18 protein-coding genes and 1 tRNA gene are annotated in these 22,581 nt (G+C 38.5%); 6 read left to right on the top strand and 13 right to left on the bottom strand.

Features of this window, described 5'->3' with window-relative positions; translation table 11 throughout:
* The first annotated feature begins 51 nt into the window (after positions 1-51).
* Positions 52-137: transfer RNA gene (locus BUB08_RS16925), tRNA-Leu, on the top strand.
* A gap of 590 nt (positions 138-727) precedes the next feature.
* On the opposite strand, the gene BUB08_RS16920 is transcribed toward BUB08_RS16925, so the two are convergent.
* The 13 genes from BUB08_RS16920 to BUB08_RS16850 all read right to left on the bottom strand — a co-directional run bounded on the left by BUB08_RS16920 (position 728) and on the right by BUB08_RS16850 (position 15,209).
* Positions 728-1,417, bottom strand: a complete 690-nt coding sequence (locus tag BUB08_RS16920) for a hypothetical protein (RefSeq protein ID WP_139249773.1) — start codon at positions 1,415-1,417, stop codon at positions 728-730.
* A gap of 227 nt (positions 1,418-1,644) precedes the next feature.
* Complete coding sequence (locus tag BUB08_RS16915) at positions 1,645-2,709, bottom strand: FISUMP domain-containing protein (RefSeq protein ID WP_073003100.1); 1,065 nt, start codon at positions 2,707-2,709, stop codon at positions 1,645-1,647.
* Between the two features lie 838 nt (positions 2,710-3,547).
* The gene (locus tag BUB08_RS16900) at positions 3,548-3,934 is read right to left on the bottom strand and encodes a hypothetical protein (protein WP_139249772.1); all 387 of its coding nucleotides are present in this window, start codon (positions 3,932-3,934) and stop codon (positions 3,548-3,550) included.
* Between the two features lie 190 nt (positions 3,935-4,124).
* Positions 4,125-5,021: an AAA family ATPase gene (locus BUB08_RS16895; protein ID WP_073003096.1), complete on the bottom strand. Its 897-nt coding sequence runs from the start codon at positions 5,019-5,021 to the stop codon at positions 4,125-4,127.
* Complete coding sequence (locus BUB08_RS16890; protein WP_073003095.1) at positions 5,014-5,286, bottom strand: hypothetical protein; 273 nt, start codon at positions 5,284-5,286, stop codon at positions 5,014-5,016. Before BUB08_RS16890 ends, BUB08_RS16895 begins: the two co-directional genes overlap by 8 nt.
* Positions 5,287-5,289: 3 nt before the next feature.
* Entirely contained in the window at positions 5,290-5,574 is a 285-nt protein-coding gene (locus tag BUB08_RS16885; RefSeq protein WP_073003094.1) for a helix-turn-helix domain-containing protein, read from the bottom strand.
* A gap of 78 nt (positions 5,575-5,652) precedes the next feature.
* A complete protein-coding gene (locus BUB08_RS16880) occupies positions 5,653-6,519 on the bottom strand; it encodes a hypothetical protein (RefSeq protein ID WP_073003093.1) in 867 nt (288 codons plus the stop codon).
* 174 nt (positions 6,520-6,693) lie between these two features.
* Entirely contained in the window at positions 6,694-8,004 is a 1,311-nt protein-coding gene (locus tag BUB08_RS16875; RefSeq protein WP_073003092.1) for a phage integrase SAM-like domain-containing protein, read from the bottom strand.
* A gap of 303 nt (positions 8,005-8,307) precedes the next feature.
* Positions 8,308-12,342, bottom strand: coding sequence for a T9SS type A sorting domain-containing protein (locus BUB08_RS16870; RefSeq protein ID WP_073003091.1), 4,035 nt, complete (start codon positions 12,340-12,342; stop codon positions 8,308-8,310).
* A gap of 17 nt (positions 12,343-12,359) precedes the next feature.
* On the bottom strand, positions 12,360-13,613 hold the full coding sequence (locus tag BUB08_RS16865) for an ABC transporter substrate-binding protein (protein WP_073003090.1): 1,254 nt from the start codon (positions 13,611-13,613) through the stop codon (positions 12,360-12,362).
* Between the two features lie 6 nt (positions 13,614-13,619).
* Positions 13,620-14,138, bottom strand: a complete 519-nt coding sequence (locus BUB08_RS16860) for a phage tail protein (protein WP_073003089.1) — start codon at positions 14,136-14,138, stop codon at positions 13,620-13,622.
* A gap of 13 nt (positions 14,139-14,151) precedes the next feature.
* Positions 14,152-14,676 carry a phage tail protein gene (locus tag BUB08_RS16855; protein ID WP_073003088.1) on the bottom strand — a complete coding sequence of 175 codons (525 nt, stop codon included), beginning with the start codon at positions 14,674-14,676 and terminating at the stop codon, positions 14,152-14,154.
* Between the two features lie 11 nt (positions 14,677-14,687).
* A complete protein-coding gene (locus tag BUB08_RS16850) occupies positions 14,688-15,209 on the bottom strand; it encodes a phage tail protein (protein WP_073003087.1) in 522 nt (173 codons plus the stop codon).
* Positions 15,210-15,315: 106 nt separating this feature from the next.
* Here BUB08_RS16850 and BUB08_RS16845 point away from each other — a divergent pair, with 106 nt between their 5' ends.
* The 5 genes from BUB08_RS16845 to BUB08_RS16825 all read left to right on the top strand — a co-directional run.
* Positions 15,316-15,786 carry a GNAT family N-acetyltransferase gene (locus BUB08_RS16845; RefSeq protein ID WP_083570839.1) on the top strand — a complete coding sequence of 157 codons (471 nt, stop codon included), beginning with the start codon at positions 15,316-15,318 and terminating at the stop codon, positions 15,784-15,786.
* 303 nt (positions 15,787-16,089) lie between these two features.
* Entirely contained in the window at positions 16,090-17,301 is a 1,212-nt protein-coding gene (locus BUB08_RS16840) for an ROK family protein (RefSeq protein WP_073003176.1), read from the top strand.
* Between the two features lie 285 nt (positions 17,302-17,586).
* Positions 17,587-20,655: a SusC/RagA family TonB-linked outer membrane protein gene (locus BUB08_RS16835; RefSeq protein WP_245820217.1), complete on the top strand. Its 3,069-nt coding sequence runs from the start codon at positions 17,587-17,589 to the stop codon at positions 20,653-20,655.
* An 8-nt stretch (positions 20,656-20,663) separates the two neighbouring features.
* The gene (locus tag BUB08_RS16830) at positions 20,664-22,259 is read left to right on the top strand and encodes a SusD/RagB family nutrient-binding outer membrane lipoprotein (protein ID WP_217651646.1); all 1,596 of its coding nucleotides are present in this window, start codon (positions 20,664-20,666) and stop codon (positions 22,257-22,259) included.
* An 89-nt stretch (positions 22,260-22,348) separates the two neighbouring features.
* A partial coding sequence (locus tag BUB08_RS16825; protein WP_139249771.1) for a twin-arginine translocation signal domain-containing protein occupies positions 22,349-22,581 on the top strand: 233 nt, incomplete at its 3' end.

Below are 22,581 nucleotides of genomic sequence, written 5' to 3'. Positions count from 1 at the left end.
GGTTTCAATAAATTTTATAGTTTTGCATCGCGTTTTTTGAGAACATGATATGCCCAGATGGTGGAATTGGTAGACACGCAAGGTTGAGGGCCTTGTGGCCGATTTAGGCCGTGCAAGTTCGATTCTTGTTCTGGGCACAAATACAAGATGCAACAAACTGAATTATAGCTTGTTGCATTTTTTATTTAAGTAAAATATAAATAAAATATAAATATATTACTATACAACATCAATTCACACAATATTTACCTATCTCTTTTACAACAAACCATAATCACTATAAACGGGTTAAAACGTTTTTCTGAATACAAGTATCCACTTGCAGGGAGAAAGTCCCTAATTGCTTTATATGGGAGGCAATGAAAGAAGATAATCACTTTTTCTGAATCGTATTAGTTGAATGAAATAATAAGTGGCCACCGGCTTTCGCAGATCGGTTTTTGGTTTTGTTTTGGTGGGTTTAAGATATAGGTATAAAGACAACTTACCTAACTGTTTTTTCTCTTGTTATTTTATCGCCCCATACCCAATATTTTTATTTGACTGTGGCCCTATCAGACTTTCACGGATTAAATTTAATTAATTTAATAGACTTTGTAATGTATCTAAAAGAAAACGAAACAAAGACGTTGTGCGTTGGCTTGGACTAAAGTTTTATGATATTGCTACTTGTCTGCCTGATCCTCTAACACGAAGCGAAATATAAATTTTTACCTATTAGTAAAATTTAATGAGGCTCAATGCTTGTGCTTCTTTTCAATAACGACACCCCATAAAACAATGAGTTATACCTCTGTGGATTCTCATCAAAAAGAAACCAAGGAACCTGAAGACCAACTGAGTATGTACAATTGTGATAAAAAAATTCATATACAACGTGTTGCATTTCAAATTCTAAATCTACTTGGCGAAATATACGGCTAAACCTATATTCAATAGCTTCAACATTGCTTAAATGTACCTTGCGTGAACTAAAGCTATACAATTCTTCGTTTGTTGCTTCTTGAAGCAATTTCTGTTTTTCGTTTTCCCAGATTTGCTCATTTTGCTCATATAAATCCCAAATAGATTTATCGCCCATTTCAAATCCTTCGAGCTCTATAACATTAATCGCAAGTGATATTCCACTATCTGCATAACTTCCTCTAATAATTGTATGTTCTGATACACCTTTGTCAATTAACCAATGATCAGGAAAATCAATTGCGATATTATATTTGAAATTAGAATAAATAAGGGTAGTAGAATCAAGATATTCAACAAAATCTTTTTTTCCCTCCTTTAAAGAAGGTGCAAATTTAATTTCTTCATTCTTTTCTTGTGTTTCAATATTTGTAGTTTTTTTTAATAAGTATCCAATTACGATTAAAAACATTAATGTAATCAATACGTGTAGATTTCGCTTATTGATATTCATGTTTAAAAAGGATGAAATGATATTAGACAAACTTACAAGATTTTTTTGAGTAAATATATTTCTAAATAGAATTATCAGAAATGTGCTATAAAACATATTTTGGCGCCTAACTCAACTTAACAATAAATATCCCTCTATGAGGTGTCTTAGCTTACGTCAGAGGAACGATCTCCCCCGTAAAGAATCATTAGTCCACCTGAAAATAAAAATTGCTCTGTCAGACTTTTTCAATAAAGTATAATGGTTTTATTTAGTGATTTTTCACCAAGAGAAAATCTAAAATAATAAATGCCTTTAGCAAAGTTAGCCAGATTTATTTCTTTTTTGAACGAACCATTTTCCGCATAAAACTCCCATGAATTAATTTCAATTCCATGTAAATTAAAAACAGTAAAATTTCCCGTTCCTTCAAAATTACTAATTTCAATAAAAATCCTCCCATCATTACTGGGATTTGGATAAATATTTATTTTTAGATTATCTTTTATAGATTTTGACTGATTATTGTTTGTTAATAAAGAATTGTCATCACAAACACATCTAATACTAAACCCCCCCCACTTACCAATGACATCGGAATTGCTATTACGTACCAATAAATATGGGTTACCAACTCTTAAATGTTGGTCATTGGAATCTAGCCAATACGCAGTAGCATAATCTCTATTGTATTCGCTTGCCGTCCAATATAATCCCAAATTTCCTTCAGATTTTGTTGAATTTGCAGACCAACCCGACGGTAATGCATTAAAACCATAAGAATTCAATCCATTGTTAATTTCCCAACCTGTTTCTGATTTTAAATATCTTCCGATTTCAGTATAATATTTATTGCTAAAGCCAGTGCGTATTTCGCAAATTCCTATATCGTTGCAAATAAAATCAGTTAACTTTTGCCATTCTGCTCTACTTGGAATATGCCAGCCATCAGGACAAGCTCCTTGTATTCCACTTGGATCGCTATTACTTGCTTGGTAGCCATCAATGGCGGCGAACCAATCATATAATGCACCATATTTCGTAAAATAGTCAGTTGATTTCGCTTCTTCAACGCTAGTTCCTTGATAATTATAAACAAAATAGGTTTTCATATAAGCAAAAGATTGATTTATATAAACAGGTATTCCACCAATTCCAGGCAAATATGCAAGATTTTCGGCCATCCATATTTGATCGCCAATTTTTACCCATTTATATTCAGTGCTATCTCGGTTGTCTATGAAAGTTCCCGTTGTTTGAGAAATAACAAAACTTGGAATAAAAACAACTAAAATAAAAAAAGTTAACCTCACGTGATTTGTTTTTAGAATATTGTTTATTAGGCCATAAAGTTAGGAATAAAGATTTTTTATCCAACTTATTTTCAATGCAAAATGCAAATCAAAGTATAGATTTATATTTCTATCTTAAATCTTAAATGCTAATTTTTGATAACTGTATTTTGAAACATCATTTTCAATCAAATTAGTTCAATTCAGGGTTTTACAAAATTGGGGAATTTTTTATTCAAAAAGTTGGTTTTATTGTCACCTCAAATAGTGCTTTTAAACTCCCTAATCTACCTTTTTGTATTTTTATATAACCGTGGCTAAAAAGCAGTGCCATTTTAAAGTTTAAAACTGCTTTTAACGTGACAGTGCCATTAAAAGACTGTTCAAAAAAGAATTTTAAAATGCTTTTAAAATCATTCACAAAAATTTATCATGTAACCGCAGCTCGTGATGAATATTACGCTGAAACGACAACTAAGTTTCTTGGCATTAAAATACAAAAGGCTATTTCAATATCAAAGAGTCTAAGTCGAGATGATTTACCAACGAAATTTCGTAGTCTGCAATTCCAATTTTGACCAAATCGTTATGTACATTGTATTCGTCTTCCATTAGTGTGATTTTGTAGTCAATAGGATCTATTGTTTTAATTATGTTTGAGTTTATGAAAAATTCTGTCTCTTTAGGTAAATCCTTTGTTTGACTGTTTTCGGTAATTCTCCTAGCTTGTACTCTAATAAATTTCATAACAAATAAAATTAAAAATAAATGTTTAATTGGTTAAATAAAAGATTTTTTAACGGTAATGAATTTAAAATATTAATCTGGAATATCCTTATTTTCATTTTACAGCTTTCAACTACAATAGTATTGCTATCAAGATATTTATAGCAGCAAATACAGCGTTTAGAATCAAAAATGTTTTGTTAAAGTTGCTATATCGCTTTTGAAGTTCATTAGCTTCAATGTTTGATTTAGCTAATTTAATCTCAAGTGATTTTTCAAAAAAAAACTTGTCCCAAGTTTCAAATTCATGTCCTTTTGCACTTAGCCTGTAAGACGTTGAGCTTGAGTTTGTATTTGCAATTAATTCGTAATCCTTAAGTCCTTCCATTATTGGAATTTTGTTGTAATCTTTTTCTAGTTCTTTAACGTTTTTTATAATATCGTTTAAGTTTGATATCCCACCTCGTTTTTTAAGATAGTAAATTACTTTTAATGCAATTTTTTGTTGATCCGGATTCATTGACTTTTGATTTAAAAGAATAAGCCTAAAAATAAGGAACTTATTCCTTTCGGCAAAGGTCTTATTTAGATATTCTACTTGTTGTTGGTTAAAAACTATTTTAGAGGCAAAAATTTTAATAAAATATATCATGTAAATTATTCATTCATTCATTTTCTTATGAATGAATGAATAATTTACTATTCTGAATCTAACTTTTCCCGGAAAGGATTCTGCTAACAGATGGCTGAGATATGCCTAACCGATCTGCTATTTCACCTTGGCTAAAGCCACTCTGTTGAAGTTTAAGCACTTCACTTTTTGTATTCTCCTTTTCAGGTTTCTTTATTTCTTCCAATAAGTTTGTATTTCCTGTTGCCTGAAAACAAAGGTTGTCATTAAATACAAGCTCTATGGCTTCTGTTTTCATTTTTTCTTCTATGTAGTTTCCTTTTACAGAACAAAAATACCTGAGGTTAACATCTGATTTGGATTTTAACAATAAAACTACTGCTCTCATTTTACCTTCAAATCCCTGGCTACCCAATAGGCTGTTTTTACTTGGTGTTTTATATTCTGTTCCTTTTCCTGAATGGTGTATAAAAAGAAACAAACACTTATATTTATTGGCTAATTGCCCGTATTGGTGCAAGTAGTTTCTTACCTGATTAACCTGATTTATATCGTTACCGAACAAATCTGAAAAAGTATCAATTACCACAAGATCGTGTGGATTCTGTTGAAGTTGGCTTTCAATATTGGCGATTAAGTCGGTTGTGTCAAATATGAATGATAGATTTTTAAAGGTTTCATTTGTTAATCCAAGTTCAGCTTGTTGTTTTTTTAGTGAAACACTTGTTGCTATTTCAAAATCCTCAGTAGATACATACAAAACCCTGTTGTGTTCAGAATTTAATTTTAATCCAAGAAATTCTTTTTCACCGGAAACAATACTCATTGCAACCTGTCTTAGTAAATGTGATTTTCCCGTGTCAGAACTTCCGCCAACAGCAGCCAATCCCTGTTTTGGAAATACTGATTCCAGCAAATAAGGAATTTCAGTGTATTCCATATTTAATAAATCGGTAGCAGAAATAACTTTATCCATTTTTCTTACTGTATTGAATTAAATAATCTAATGCAGTGTTAAAATCTCTTGTTGTTTTTGCCCAGATTCCAAAACCTTTACTTGTTGGATATGACACGTTGGGCTCTCTATGTCGTGTGTTTATCCGCTTTTTAAAAACTTCATAATGAATTTTACCCTCATCATTTACTTGATACATATAAGCCCTACCAGAACGAAGTAATTGATTGAATTTAAATCCTTTTACTTCACCTTCTCCCATGAATTCTAATTTTAATTCTTTCATGGCTTATTGGTTTAGTGGTTTAATGGCTGCCTCAACTTCGCTTCTTTTATAATACACGCGGTTTCCGCAGTAAAACGCATTCAACTTTCCTTTCTTTGTCCAACCATGAACTGTGCTTAAGTTGATTTTAAGAAGTTTAGATACTTCTTCACGGGTCAAATACTCTGTTGGCTGAACAGGTTGGAAACTCTTTTTAAGTTCTTCGATTTGAACTTTTACACCGTTAAGAATTGCTTCTTGAAGCTGTTCCGGTGTAATCTCGATTAATTGAATAATTTTGTCACTCATAACTTTTATTTTATTGTTATGGTGCAAATAAAAATTAGGGATATTTCAGGGATTCCCTGAAAGTTATTTAATAAGCTTTTATTGGTTGGATTTGGTTTTGATAAAGCCTATTTTATTAAGTTTATTAATAACCTTCTCCAAATTATTTTTAGTAATCGGATTATTTTTTGGGTTTGCATCTGAATAAATGGGATTTAACGCGGATTGTGCAGTAGTATATGGAATACCTGAAAAAGTACTAATAATTTCTGCTAATTTATTGGCATTAAAATAACCGAGATCCGTTTTCATCCTTTTTTCTAAATAATCTAAGATACCTAATTCGTGCATGAATACGATTCTCTCGGACTTAAAATTATTTGATAGGTCTAAATGAATTTCATTTACGTTATTCCGTGATTCTTGTTTTGAATTAATTAACTGATTTTTTCTTTCATTTAAATAATTGATTTTTTTGTTTCTATTATAACCAATTGACTTTAATAAATAATCATTAAGATAAAACATTTCATTATCTGGATGCCTTTTACTTCCAATTAAGTAAATCGGTTTTATTTTAGGCAATGAAAGGTCATAAGATTCTGTATCATCAACTAATTGCTGGGTATATCGATCTCCTATAATCCTTTCTTCTTCTATAATAAAATCAATATCTTCCGCTTGGGGGAAAATAGATAAATATTTTTTCTTTCTTAATTGATAGGTTTTTTCATAGACAGTAATAGGGCAAAATTCCCAAAAAAAGTTATCTTTTTCACTTTGGATTAACAGCTCATTGAATTTTTCTTCAAAGTATCTAATCTTTGATTTTAATTGTTTTTCATCTTTTTGACTTTGATCCTTATGTAAGAATATTATTTCCCCATGAATTTTGAGAAGACCAGTATAGTATTTGCCACATATAGAGGAACTGTTTTTAAAATCATCATAATCAAATTCTTTCATCTATATTTAATTAACACGTTTTTCAAAAATCAATACAGTTTCTTTCTTATTCTTTAATGTTTCTTCCTGCCAGTACTCAGCTAACTGAACAGAAAAAACCTTTACTGGCTTACCAATATACTTTAAAAATTGTTTTTGGGGTGCTGCATGGTGTCATTTTTTTAAACGAAACAATTATCCAACATTGTTTAATTTGACAATTTTTGATTTTTCATTAGCCTCTTTTTTCTTCTTTTCAATCTCATATTCAAACTGTTTAACATGATCCATAGCGTCTTTATGAATATATTCTCTAAATTGTTTCTCTGTGGCGTGTTTAGTTATCTGCATTAACAACGGTGTAGGGTATTTACCATAGTAATTTGTTGCAAAGCTCCTCCGCATAATGTGTGACGATACTAACTTCCATTTAGGGAACTCACCTTTTTCTTTTCGTTTAGTCTCAGGATTGTTTAATTCTCCGTATTCCAAATAAGTTAGTTTGGCGATCTTAGCAACCTTTTTAATCTGCCTGTTAAAATGTTGGTCCGACATATTTGGAGGAAAACCTCCGTCATATTTATTTAAAACTTCTTTCACCTCATCAAATAAAGGAATATACAATTCCTTACCTGTCTTTCTATTGGTTAATTCAATTACTTCGCTTCCGTCAATAGTAACTATGTTTTCTTTTGTTAATGGCAGTAAGTCGGAAACACGTTGTGCCGTGTTGCACCCAATAATTAACCAATCCCTTGCAATCTGCAATGATTCATCTAAAATATTTGCATCTTTAATTGCTTCCAATTCTTTTATTGACAGGATTGTTTTTATTTTTCTTTCACCTGTATAAACCCCAATACTTTTAACTTTCGGATGGTTTTTCATTTCGTCCTTATCCCCTGCATACATGCACATTGTTTTTAATGCTGCTATATAACCTCCAGTTGTTGATTCTCCCAGTTTTTCAACCTCTGACAGGTATTTATCGAATTCCATTCCAAATTTTGGTGAAACATCTTTGATATAGTATTCTTTATTGGTATGCTTTTCAAATGAAATAATTTTATCTTTTAGTGTATTGTATTTCTGAATGGTTCTATTGCTTACACCTTTAGTTTTACCCTTCTGTGATTTATAGGGAAGAACTGATTTGATATAGTAGTCGAAATACTTTGTTAAACGGTCTTTATCTGTTGTCTTTCGTATTCCCATAAAGGACTCAACACAATCGTCTAACCAGGTCTTATTAATTTCCTGTTCTTCCAATATTGCGGTATCATAACGGTTATAAATTTCTTCACGTAAGTCAATGAGTTTTTTACGTTTTAATTTTTCAATTTCGTCAATCTGTTTTGGCAAATTTGATTTGGTATCCCAATTCCTAATATTAATTGTTAGCCCTGTCTTTCTCCTGAATACCCTTTTTAATCCATCAGACAGTCTAACATGAATAGCATACCTGTCATTTTTGAGCTTGTTGATCTCATAACTAATTGTTGGCATAATGTTCTAACTTTAAAATTATAGCCTAAAAATATAAATATAATCTCAATATTATATCAACTTCATGCAATTTATTTCAATATTATACAACATACAATCTTATAAGTTATTAATGCAAAGGGATTAAAACATTAGACGTATCAACGTTTTTAGGGATGTTCGGGAAGTGATAAAATTGTATGGTGTTGCTCTTGTTCTGGGCACAAAAAAAGCCGCTTTTCAGCGGCTTTTTTTGTGCGGTTAACTTTGCATTTCCGTTGTGAAAGTTACTCCTTCTAATTCCACTAACGAATTCCAAAACATTTACTTCCCTTTCAGTACAAGTTTTTTAACAACCGTACGGTTATTTTGATCAATTTTTACAAAATACACGCCCGATACATGCTCTGCCATATCCAATGAAATAAGCTGACCGGCATCAAATTTTCCCTGAAGCACAAGTTCTCCGGTTATTGTATATACCGTTACCACAGTTGGTTCGAAAGAACTGCTTTTTATACTGATATTTACTTTATCAACTGCAGGATTCGGATAAAGATTCACACTTAACCCGCCTGCCGAAATAGCATCTGCATTTACCGGATATCCTTCAACACATACCGCAAACGTATCCGTTGCAGATCCACCCTCGATATCGGTCGCTTTTACCACAACATCAATGCAACCCACATTTTCAATCATCGGGTTAAAAACCAGCGAATCATTAACAAGCTCGGCCCAACCCGGCAAAACTGTACCATCTGCAAGCATGGCACTAATCGTTAAAGCATCTCCTTCCGGATCGTCAAACAATTCGCCTAATACCGGACTAACCGGGACTTTTAGCACATACGAAGCATTCACCCACTGATCAGAAATCGGATAAACAAGGAAAGGTGGTTTATTCACCGGAATTACAGTCAGACGAAATGTTTCGGAAACCTCTCCCCCTTCGCTATCGATTACATTTACCGTAATTATTGCGACACCACTCCTTTCAGAAGCTATTTCAATTTCGAGCGACCCGGTGCTTCCCGATTCGTAATTCACAAAAATCGATTCAACCAAATCTACATTATCGGCTTTTGCGGTAACAGCCACCGTCTGTTCAACCAGGTCGTTTCCGTATGAAATACCAGCAAGTTCCACGGTTATTGGCGAGGTGCTTTCACTCACTTCAACATCAGAAATCGGGTTAATTGTTGGATTGGCATTTAGCGCAACAACGGTAACATTAAACATTAATGTATCAGAATTACCACGATCATCAACAGCTACCCACTTTTCTGTGGTTACGCCAACCGGGAAGAGTCCATTAGGTCCCAAACCACCAATTAGGTTAACTTCAACAGAACAATTGTCTGTTGCCAAAACCTCGGGATATTCTATTGGTGTTTCACTTGTTCCGGGAGAAACCGTCGTTTCAAAATCGGCAACTGGTTCAAACACCGGCGACAAAGTATCGAAAACTAAAACCGTAGTCCAGGCTCTTGTGTAATTTCCGGATGCATCGGCGGCAGTAACGCGCACGTGCACAATTTCATCCATAGTGCAGTCAAAAATTTTCGGATATACTTCGAATTCCAGGTTGCCAGATGAAGAGCAATTGTCATCTGTACCAGCAATCATTGCTTCAATGTCCTGCTCGGTTATTTTATAAGTTCCGTCAGGCCCCAAATACACTTGAACCTGATTAAGAACCAGTGCAGGCTCAATATTATCCACCACCTCAACTTTTACTTTTCCCTCCGATGAATTTCCGTAAATATCAGTAACAATAAGTGTTACCATATTAGCCGGAATGTAAATCAAGTCTTTTAGTCCTGAAAAAGAAGAACCATTGGGCTGGGCAATCAAATTAACTGATTCATTATTCAAATCAATCTCAAACAATGCGTCGCAGTTAAAAGCAGAAGATGCAAAACAAAATCCGTTACCCGCATATTCAATTCCCAGCGCGCAACAAGACGAATCATTTCCCGGGGTGAAAAACGAAAACAGCTCGGTTACTGTGCCGTTACTGCTAATTTCTGACAGCACATTAGGTGCGTTTACAGCTTCATTTTGAAGAAAATGCACAAACAACAACCGTTCATTTTCATTATCGTAAGTTAAGCTAACTTCCCCAAGGCCTGCACCAATATTAGCATGTTCAACTGCAGTCCATGTTACAGGATCAAGTTTATCGATTGTACCATTTTTATATACGATAAAAAAGTAACCATTATTATCGATAGCTATATCCAGCGGCTCTTCGTCCCCATCCGAAGACATCAGTTCAGTAATAAACTCCGCGCTGAATGTTTCCGCATCCAACCGATATAAATTCCTTTCGTCTTCACTGGCACCGCCAATTAAATAATACTGCCCATCAGATAAGTTGCGCTCAAAACCATAATTAAACCCAAGTCCGGTAGAGCCTGCAACACCATCGTACTTCCAGTCTTTCCCCTGAGAACCTACAAACCTCGCCACACTCCCCGTTGACGCTTCAGGCGCCAGTGCAAACATTGTGTCTGTTCTGTTGGCATCATCACAGGTAAATACCGACTTATCCAAACTCAGGCTCTCAATTTCGCCATCATCAAAAGAACCATTATCAATATCTGACGGCTCAATGCTTGCCGTTCCGGTTTCATCTAAATAAATCGTAAGCGGAGTAGTTCTTACCGATGGCGGTGTGTCATCAATAAACTCCGACACCGTCACAATTGCTTCACAACTGCGTTCTATTCCGGCATTATCTTTCACGGTGAGTAACACCGTATTTTCTCCAAGATCTGCTGTATAAAAATCAGTTTTATCGAGCCAAATTGCCTGAATACCACAATTATCAGTACTTCCTCCATCAATATCTTCCGGAGTTAAATAAGCCTCTCCATTTGCATCCAGAAAAATGGTTTTGTTTTCACAAACCGGAACCGGGGGAACCGTGTCCAAAACCGTTACGGTTGCGACACAATAGTCGGTTTGTTCATCTCCATCAGAAGCGGTTAAACGTACTTCGACTGGCTGAGTGACAGCACAAGTCAAAGCCTCGTCCACATCAATATCCATTTGCACATGTCCGCACAATAAAAAAGAACCGTTATCCACATCTTCCGCAGATAACACGTACTCCCCATTTTCATCCAAATAAACCGTAATATCCTTGCAATTTGCTTTAATCGATATATTTTCCGAACGATATCTTTGAAGAAATAACTCGTCTTTTGCCCCGCCCGATTCTCCATACCATGCAACCCAGTAACTATCATTTACCGCATCGTATGCAACGGATGACGAGTTTGTAGTGGCGCTTATTTTATCCATTTTAACCGAATCGACTAACACCGTGCAAGACGATACAAGAATCTCTTGCACCCAAACACCGGAACCGCCCAGATAGTCGCTCCAGGTAACTGCAAAACCATTGTTTTTTGCGTTGTAAGCAACATCAGGCTCAGCCTCTAAAGCAGAAGAACTACCAAATGTAAATAATGAACCGGACAAAATCCCGAGGCTATCTGTAAGTTGTGCACTTACATTTCCTGCAAAATCGTCATAAGCAATCAGAAAAATATTTAAGGAATCGTTATAAGCAACCGAGGGATTTGCTACACCCTGGATTGAATTATACACATTCAATTCTCCAGCAGTTCCGTCACTATTCAACGTTCTGGAAAACAGGTTCGAATTGTAGTCAGCCCAGGTAACAAGAAAAATCTCATTTTCAGAATTGTAAGCAATATCAATCGAATAAGGAAACATATATCCGCCGGCAACAGTGCCCAAAATCACATCACTGCCACTCTGAGCTCCGTTTGCATCAAACAATTTCGCTGTAATATTAGTGCTGGCAGAATCGTAGTATGCCACTAAAAAACTTCCGTTATTATCGGATGCAACCGTTGCCGTCATATTCCAACTGCTGTTGGCAGCCACCACAACTTCAGTCAATTTGCTCTCTGTATTCACATCCAGAATTGCCATCACAACAGAATCTTTCCCAACGGCATTACTTTCCTGCCAAACCACAGCAGCGGTTGCCGAAAACGCATCGTATGCAGCCCGTGGCCTTTCCGAATACCTGTTCCACGGTGAAGAGCCCGACGATAGCTGCATTCCTGGCGCAGAAGGATTTTGAGAAACTTCGGAATGTGTCAGAAACTTGAAAAAAATCTGATCGGTTCCACTGTCATTCCCATTCCAAACCATCAAAATCTTATCTTGTTCGCTGCAATAGGTGAGCTGCGGAAACTTGGCCGATTGCTGATTCGACCCGATTTTTATATTATCCCCAATTTCTGCGGCAAACGTCAGCCCGCTTCCGATAAAAAACAGGAGTGCAAAAAAAGAAAAAAAGTAAAATTTCTTCATTGATTAGGAATATAGATTTAGACAAAAAGATACGGATTCAACCATCCTGTCCGGTAGTTGTTATCGAGCGATGCAAACTGTTCATCAAACTCATTTACCGGATCAAGCACTTCTACAATTTCATTTTTGGCGACGCCGCTTAATGTTGTAACAACCTTATTCACAAAAAGCTTATTATTAACCATGCCCGATTCCGGGTTGACGAAAATTTTCCCTCGGGGTGACTCCAATGAACAGCGCTTTACGGAGTCGGCAATTTCCTGGCCTTCGAAACCGTTTTTGCATCTCGACAAAACATCGTAAATTATCTGCCCGGTTTCGTACCCCAAAAAAGCAAACATGTCGGGCATCCGGTTCCATTTTTTTTGATAATTCTCCACAAATACGCGGTTTGTTTTAGAATCAATATCGTCATTCCAGCCGGCAACAGATATTACGTTTTGCGCCGCTTCTCCCAAATTATTCAAATGCTCCCGGTCGGTTGAGAACGCCGTTGTCAAAACCGGAATTTTTAACCCGCCATAATACATGCTTCGAAGCATGTCGTCAGAAGCACTGCCGTTCAAAAATACATACACAGCATCGGGCGACGATTGTTTCAGCTTTTCAATGGTTTCTCCAACAAAGTTTTTGTCATTTTGCCCGGCCAAATAGGTTGCTGAGGCATTTCCTCCGGCAGCTTCAACTCCCTGCCTGAACGTAAAAAGAGAATCATAGCCACTGTCGTAAAATGACGTCACGATTGCAATGTTTTTCCCGAAATGTTCCACTGCATATTTCCCGGTATGATAAGCCGCCTGAAACAAATTCAGACTATTGAAAAAAAGATACGGGTTATTTTTTGTCTCATTCACCAGGTAACTTTCTCCGGCGTTGGCAACTAAAAACGGCAACTTCGCATTGGAAAAAATATTTCCGATATGAGATGCCACTTCAGAATTCAAAACTCCGGTCATAAAATCCACATTATTCTCAGCAATTAACTTTTGCGATTTTTCTTTTACAATTTGCGGAGTTCCGAAATTCACCATCTCGGTAATCAACTCTATTTTACCTCTTTTTATGGCATTTCGCTGGTCAACACCAAATCTTAGTCCGTTCAGAAACGAACCAGGAAGACCGGGATGCTCAACTGACTGTGGCAACAACACTCCAACCCTGATTTTCTGCCCTTTGGTATTTAGTTTAGCTCCACTCGAAACGAATGGCTGCAAAACAGAAGCGGTCAGCCCTGTTCCTGCAATCTTCAAAAAATTTCTTCTGCTATTCATACAATTTTAATTTCGGGAAGGGAAAAGTCCCTGAAGTGCAATACAAAAATTTAAAGCCAAATAAGGTTGCATATTTTCGTGCGCATCGCCATTACCGGCACTGGAAACACTACCTGAATTCATTGTTTTAGATCCATTGGGAACATTAGAAAAACGCGGTTCAAACTTCGACACAGAAAGTGATGACTGCGCACCTGCGGTGTTTGTTCCCTCGGCATCGACAATATTCAAATTATGCCCATGTGTAACTTCCGACGCAGATAAAGTATGATTTTCCTGGCCAGATTTCTGACCCAATGCATGATTCGTTCCACCAGCACTGCTTCCTGTATGAATAGGCGCACGCCCCCTTAATTCGGGAAGAGCAAAAGTTGTCCGGCCATCACCTCCGTAGGTAGTTCCCAACAACGAAAACAAACTCTGATTTTGATTTATGGGTAGAATCTGCCCGTCGCAAAAGGCCCAGCCTCGTGGCGCAAAATTGAACCCTACAATTCGTATTTCTGCTAAAAATGGTTCTGACATAATTTACTTTCTTTTAATGTCTTGACGGATAAATACCGACAAGTGAAATGATAAAATGCACACAATTGTATGGCATTAAATTGGCATGACTCTGGTTTCCTCCTGCGTTACCAATCGTACCATTATTTAAAGGAACCAGATTTTCAGCGTTATCAGTAAAAACTCTGCTGTTCGTACCTGCGGCAATTGCTCTGCTTTCAGAATCGCCCAATGAGTTACCAACAAAATCGTTACAGACAATCTCATGTTTATGCGCCGGCATGTGATTTACAGCGAGCGTAACTGATTCAGCTCCTCCTCTTTCCCCAAGTCGTTTTGGCGCTAAACCCGGCCCGTCACCTGCATGTACAGGGATTCGTCCTCTAAGATCTGGCAATGCGAAGGTGGTTCTTCCGTCGCCGCCATATGTGGTTCCGAGCAACGAAAATAACGCATCATTTTGCGATACAGCCATCAATTGTCCGTCGCAAAAAGCCCAGCCTCTCGGGGCAAAATTGCCGGCAAACATTCTTATTTCTCCAACATAAGGTTCTGACATATTCTATAGTATTAGCTACGTGACGGATATAAGCCAACCAAGGCAATTATAAAATTCATTGTAAGGTGGGGCTGCATATTATTATGAGGCTGCGAATTGCTTTCCCCCGTTATCAACGGAACCTGAAGGTCAGGGACATCATTACTGTAAACACTTGCTGGTGGCACTGAAGAATTCGCAAAAAACTTGTCGCCCGGCAGATTTGAGTCACCGACCGCTGCACCATTTACGTACATCTGATGATTATGTACCGGGAGCTGATTTTCCAACAAAACAACTGTTTCTCTCCCACCACTTTCCCCTAATTGCCGGGAAGTCAGACCAGGACCTTGGCCCGGATGCATTGGCGCCCTCCCCTGCAAATTGGGTAAGGCGGTTGTGGTTCTTCCATCGCCGCCATAGGTAGTTCCGATTAGAGAAAATAATGCTGTATTCTGTGCTATGGGAAGTAACTGTCCGTTACAAAATGCCCAGCCGCGGGGCTCAAAATTTCCGGCAAAAATCCTTATTTCTGCAATAAATGGCTCTGACATATTTATTAGATAAGTTTATCTGACATAGAACTATATGAACTCAAAGATAATTAAGTTGAGAAAATATAAAACGTTTTTGCTTTATTTGTATTCAATTTTTATCACGATGAATATTTCTTTCCGCACCATAAATCCTGATGACCTTCCTTTCTTGATAAAGCTATACAGGAGCACCCGCGAAGAAGAACTTTCGCTGACGGCAATGAGCGAAGAAGAGAAACAACGGTTTATCGAATTTCAGTTCAATGCACAACATGCACATTACACCAATGCATACAAAGATGCCGAATTCAATCTTGTTCTGATAAACAATAAGCCGGCCGGCAGATTGTACGTGTGGCGAACTGAATCTCAAATCAGAATAATGGACATTGCCCTGCTTCCGGAGCACAGAGGAAAAGGAACAGGAACAAAACTGCTGCAAGCATTAATTAATGAATCAAAAGAAACCGAAAAAAAACTAAACATCCATGTTGAATATTACAATCCTGCACTAAGGCTATACCAGCGTTTGGGGTTCAAAAAAACAGACGATACAGGTGTTTACTATTTTATGGAGAGAATGCCCGACCAATAAACAAACGTAAAAGAACAAAGTTCCTCAACACAATTTTCAGACTTAGCCGGCAATCCTCACTTTCTGTGGCTTTCAATATTCGCCCTGCCACTAATTCATATCTTGCAATTTTTATAGTATTTTCAAAAAAATTTCTAAAAAGTACGCGCTGGCTCCTCTTCTTCGGTACTGTTCTTTATTTTTATATGAAATCATTGAGCAATTCGTCGATTTCCTAAATAAAAAAAAAGAATTTTTACTAGGACATTAATAAAAATATTTATAAACTTGCCAAGAAATTACAAAACGGATAATAAACCAGCCGTGGACTTATTTTCAAGAAATATAGACGACATAAACAACCAAAACCGACAGGTGGCGAAGAAAAGGAAGATTGTTGCTCTCCTGAACAGATCAGAAGAGGATCTTACAATTCCTGCAATTTGCAAAAAAGTTAAATTGAGTATTCCAACCGGAACGAAACTCATCAACGAGCTCATCGATGATAAAATCATTGTTGAATCAGGGAAAAAAGAAACAGACAACGGACGTCGTCCCGCGCTGTACAGAATCGACCCCGAATATGCGTATTCAATCGGACTGGTTATTTTACTGAAAGGCTTGTCTCTTTCTGTTTACAACCTGGAGATGGACGAAGTTTACTCGATTACCGACGACAGTTTTGTTTTGGAAAACTCAACAGAATGTCTCGAAAAGGTAGTGGCTTTTATTCAAACTGCGGTCGATAAATCAAAAGTCAATCAACAGCGAATTTTAGGAATGGGCATTGGAATTACCGGCCGGGTTAATGCGCGCACCGGGTATTCTTACAACTATTTCAACTTTTTAGATGGATCGCTGGTCGATTTCTTTACTGAAAAATTCGTATTCCCGGTTTATGTAGACAACGACACCCATGTGCTCGGACTAGCCGAACAATATTTTGGAAAAGCAAAAAATATACAGAACGCTTTTGTGCTCAACCTCAGTGGAGGATTAGGAATGGCAATCATTTCCAACGGCGAAATAATAGGCGGAGAACAGGGTTTTGCAGGTGAGTTTGGGCACATTCAGCTGGGCGACAGTAACCGGCTTTGTTTGTGCGGAAAAAGAGGATGTGTGGGAACAGAAGTAGGAGGACATGCCCTCGAACGAAATTTCCACGAGCACATCGAAAAAAACGAAACTTCTTTATTGTTAACCAAAAAAGAAGAAGAAAAAATAGATTATCTGGATATACTGAGAGCAGCATCCAAAGGCGATGCGCTTTCGATTTCAATTACCCACAACATGGGTTTCAAACTCGGGAAAGCGTTGGGCAACGTACTCAACCTGCTCAATCCCGGGGTTATTATAGTTGGAGGAAAATTTGCTCCGGCAGACGCAATTTTAATGGATTCAATAAAAGCAGGCATGCTTCATACGGCATTGTCTCTCCCCCTACGTTCATGCGAACTAACTTTTTCGTCAATTGGTTCTGACGCGGCAATAAAAGGTGCAGGCGCGCTGGTGCTGAGCAGGATGCAATTGATTTAACAAAAAAACAGGAAATATTAATCTAAATGAATTGAACAATGGGAAACGGATCTTAAGAAAAACAAGAAAGAAAAAGCCTGCTTCAAGCCGTCGGAAGCTAAAAAGCAGGCAGGAGTAAATATAACTGTAAGAAAAACAAATTTACTCCAAATCAGGGAATTTATCAATTTTCCAGCCTTAAAAAGTGTTGGTAGGAGGCAGTTTTGACCATTCCGGTCTAAAAACAAACATTATTATTAATTCAACGATGTAAACTGTAAGTTTAGAACTAAAAATTAAAAAACTATGAAAATCAGTTTTTTTACAAAAAAATTTTTTGGAGCATTTTTGTTTTTATTCGTTTGCGCAAGTGCTATGGCACAAATAAACGTAACGGGTAAAGTTGTATCTCCCGAGGGGGAACCCTTGCCGGGAGTAAATATTATTGAAAAGGGTACCAGTAACGGAATTATAACCAATGCAGATGGAGTTTATCAGTTAAACGTAAGCAACGATAATGCTGTTTTGGTATTTTCATTTATCGGTTTCGAAGCACTCGAAGCCCCGGTTAACGGCAGGTCTGTTGTCGACATTGTATTGCAAAAAAAGTTAACCGAACTCGACGAAGTAGTTGTTACTGCGCTTGGCATGAAACGGGAGAAAAAAACACTGGGATATGCCATGCAGGAAGTAAACACCAAAGACTTTAACGAAGTACGGTCTGAAAACATTGCAAACATGTTGCAGGGGAAAGTGGCAGGGGTTTATATTTCCCAGTCGTCAAGTGGCACCGGAGGTTCTACCCGTGTAATTATGCGTGGTTTGAATTCGTTAAGCGGAAACAACCAACCGCTTTGGGTTGTAGACGGAGTTCCCATTGACAATACCTACACCGGCGATTTCAGCCAGTGGGGAGGTTCCGATGTGGCCACCGCTGCTTCCGAAATTAACCCCGACGACATTGAAAGCATTTCGGTACTAAAAGGCCCGAATGCTGCTGCACTTTACGGTTCGCGCGCGCAGAACGGTGCAGTGGTAATTACCACAAAAAAGGCAAAACAAAACCAGTCAATGCAGGTTCAGTATAACGGAAACTATAACTGGACTAATTTGTACGACGGTTACGATTTCCAATGGGAATACGGGCAGGGTAATTCCGGCGTTTTCGACATTGCTTCCAAACAGGGATGGGGACCAAAGATGACAGGACAAACCATCAAAAACTGGCGCGACAAATATTACGATCGTGAAGCAGGCGATTATGCCATGACCGCACAAAAAGACCGCGTCAAAAATTTTTTCCAAACCGGGCTGAGCGCATCCAACTCTGTTTCTATTCAGGGTGGTGGAGAAAATGCGGCAGCACGCTTCTCGTTTACCGATACGCAAATTGACGGGGTAACTCCAAACAACAGCATCGACCGGAAATACTTCGATTTAAGTACCAACTACAAATACGAACGTTTAACCGTTGGAGTAAAAGGAACTTACACCCGCCAGGAAACAAAAAACAGGGTTGCGCTGGGCGAATACGGACTCATGCAGATGTTCACTAAGATGCCGGCCAACATCAGGCTCGAAGATTTGCAGGATAACCTGACCGTTGATGATATCCCAATGAACTGGACCGGCCCCAGTAACGAATTTCTCAATCCTTACAACCTGGTTTCCAACAAAAAAAGCAGTATTACAAAAAGAGACAGGTTTACCGGAGTGGTAAATGCTTCGTTTAAAATTACAGACTGGCTTTCTGTTGCCGGAAAAACAGGGATGGATTACTGGCACGATCACAACGGGTATTACAGCCTGAAAAGTGTAAACGGACAGAACCCCTCCAGAAGTCGTTCCGAAGTTGAACTTCGTGAGGTCAATTCAGACATCATGCTGAAAATTGACAAAACGTTCAACGATTTCACATTGAATTCCAACATCGGAGCAGCTGTTATGAACAGAAAATACAACTCATTGGGAGGAAGCTCCGGCACTCTTGTTATTTACGGGTTCAACAATTTATCCAACGGCTCCAGCCAAACTGCTTCTGAATATTCTACCGAAAAAGAAATTCAGTCTGTTCTCGGAAATGTACAATTGGGGTTCAGAAACTACCTGTTTCTTGATGTTACCGGAAGAAACGACTGGTCTTCTACCCTGCCGGCAAACAACCGTTCGTACTTCTATCCTTCAGTTAGTTTAAGCGGTATTCTTTCAGACATCATCACACTTCCCGAATCCATCGATTTTCTGAAACTGCGTGGTTCGTGGGCACAGGTTGGGAACGACACCGACCCGTACCGACTTTCGCAGGTTTACAGTTTTTCAAAAATCAACGGCAACCTTATTTATGCAACATTGCCCAACACCCAGCCGTTCTACAATCTGAAACCCGAAGAAACCACTTCCTGGGAAGGCGGATTTGATTTCAGAATGTACGACAACCGTCTCGGTCTGGATCTGACTTATTACAACTCAAATACCATTAATCAGATTTTAACCCTGGCAATTCCCCAGTCAACCGGCTACACCAGCAAGTTTATTAATGCCGGTAAAATAAAAAGCAGCGGACTCGAAATTATGCTGAATACCGTGCCGGTTAGAACCAAAGATTTGGAATGGCAACTCAATTTTAACTGGGGCACCAACACCACCGAATGTGTTGCGCTGAATGAAGATGTAAAAACTCACGTTTTGGGCTCGATGAGGATTGGGCAGGTTGTTGTAAAAGAAGGCGAAAAGTTTGGAGATATTATGAGCGAAGCTTTCAAACGTGATGAAAAAGGAAATGTTTTGGTTGATGATAACGGACTGCCAATTGCAACATCTGATTATGTAAAAGTTGGTAATATGCTACCCGACTGGACAGGAGCTGTCACATCCAGATTAACTTACAAAAATCTGACGTTAAACATGTTGCTCGATATCAGATACGGCGGAGACATTCTCTCGGTTACCGATGCACTGGCAACGCAGGCAGGAACTTCTACCCGAACCCTCGAAGGACGCGACAAAATGGTTGTTGAAGGGATTGTTGCTTCTACCGGAGAAAAAAATGCAAAAGAGATTACTTCGGAACAGTACTGGTCGTCAGTTGGAGGGCCCTACGGTATTGGAGAAGCATACATTTATGATGCTACTTACATGAAACTGAGAGAAATCTCACTCGGATACAACATTCCGCAATCATTGCTAAGCAAAGTTTCTTTTATCAAAAACGCGAAACTATCGTTGGTAGGCCGCGATTTATTCTACCTGGTAAGGCATACTCCGGGCACAAACCCCGAAGGCGCTTCAAACCAGCAGGACTGGTCTCAGGCATTTGAACTGAATTCATTGCCTCCTACAAACAATATTGGGTTCAACATTAATTTAACTTTCTAAAAATTTGAATGATGAAAAAAATATTTAGAATCTTTCAGATATTATTTATCGGGCTCGTTCTTTTCGTAGGATGTACTGATGATTTCGATGAAATGAATACCAACCCGAATGCTGCCACAGAAATCGACCCCAGCCTTCTGTTCCCCAAACTGGAACGTGAAGCAACCAACGGCGGATGGGCTAATTATCAGATGGGAGAAAACCTGCACACCAACCTTTTTGTGCAATGGATGAGCAACAGCGCCTCTTATTTTTCGTCAGGACGCTACGAGTATAACAACAATTGGGTTACCACTGCATACTGGACTCCCTACTACACTTATGTATTAAAAAACCTGCTGGACATTAAAAAGATGGCGGAAGCAACTCCCAAATACGAGGAGATGTATCACATTGCCCGAATTGCCACTGCCATAGGAACGGCACGAACAACCGATTTATTCGGTGATATTCCGTACAGCGAAGCAAGCAGGGGTACAGAAAAACCTATTTACGATGCCCAAAAAGACATTTATTACAGCATTCTGAAAGACCTGAAAGAAGCTACTGAAGCACTGTCGTCATCTTTTTCTGTTGAACAGATGAAATATGGCAACCAGGATATTATTTATGGTGGCGATGTGGCAAAATGGATCAAACTGGGCAATTCACTCCGGTTACGTTACGCGCTTCGCCTTTCGTTTGTCGATCCCGAAAAAGCCAAAGCCGAAGGAGAAGCTGCATTAAACGGCCCGCTTCTTTCTTCTGTTGACGACAATGCCGCGCTGGCAACAAGTACAGATGATAACGACGGAATAGGACACCCGCTTTATACGCTTTGTTACTGGAATGAATTCAGAATGAGTTCTACATTGGAAAAAGCATATAAAGAACTTAGTTCTGTTAACGACCCGCGCATGGAATGCTACTGGGGAGTAACAGAAAGCACTCACGGAAGCGAGGCTCCCGAATTCAAAGGTGTTCGCAACGGACTTCCGACCGACCAACTGACCAAAGCTGGAAACACTCCGGCCGAAAACTCAAACATCTGGGGATTGCTTTGGGCTCCCGAATGGAACTCAGGCACCGGCACTCCCAGTGGATTCAGGGCATACCCCTACTACACCATGTGTTTTTCAGAAGTGTGCTTTCTTAAAGCCGAAGCTGCCATCAGGGGATGGAACAATGCCGGCGATGCAAGAACTAATTACGAAGACGGAATACGCGCTTCTTTCAAAGAAGCCAGACACAATGTAAATACGAGTTTGTACGAAACAACAAATGATGAAAGTTATATTGCCGGAGGCTCTGTAAAATGGGACGAAGCAGCTGATTTCGAGAATAAGCTTGAACGTGTTATTACTCAAAAATGGATTGCCTTGTTCCCGAATGGAAATGAAGCATGGGCTGAATTCAGAAGAACAGGATATCCGGAATTAACACCAATTGCTCAGAGTGACGATCCCAATATCAAACCGAACAACGGAGAGTTTTTGAAAAAACTTCGTTACGTAAATAAAGAACGCGAAGAAAATACAGTAAACGCAACATCTGCTTCCCTGAATGGTGGAAAGGGAGACGGCTCGAATGTACGGGTCTGGTGGGATACCGAAAGATACAAATAGAGAAAAGGTTTATGTAGTTTTGATTATACCTCTGGGGAGACGAAATATTCTCCTCAGAGGTATTAAGTTTAAATTTAAAAGAAATAGTTATGAAAGAAATTAGCCGCCGAAAATTTGTAAAAGCCACGGCCCTGGCAGGCGCCGGGCTGACCATTGTACCCGGCACCGTGCTGGGCAAACGTTTCGGCCACGTATCGCCAAGCGACAAGCTGAACATTGCCGGAGTAGGCGTAGGCGGCATGGGGCGCAACAACCTGCGCAACATGAGTGCAGAAAACATTGTTGCCCTGTGCGACGTGGACTGGAATTATGCCGGGAAAAC

Source organism: Mariniphaga anaerophila, from assembly GCF_900129025.1.
Lineage (GTDB): Bacteria > Bacteroidota > Bacteroidia > Bacteroidales > Prolixibacteraceae > Mariniphaga > Mariniphaga anaerophila.
This window is presented reverse-complemented; position numbering and strand designations above follow the sequence as displayed.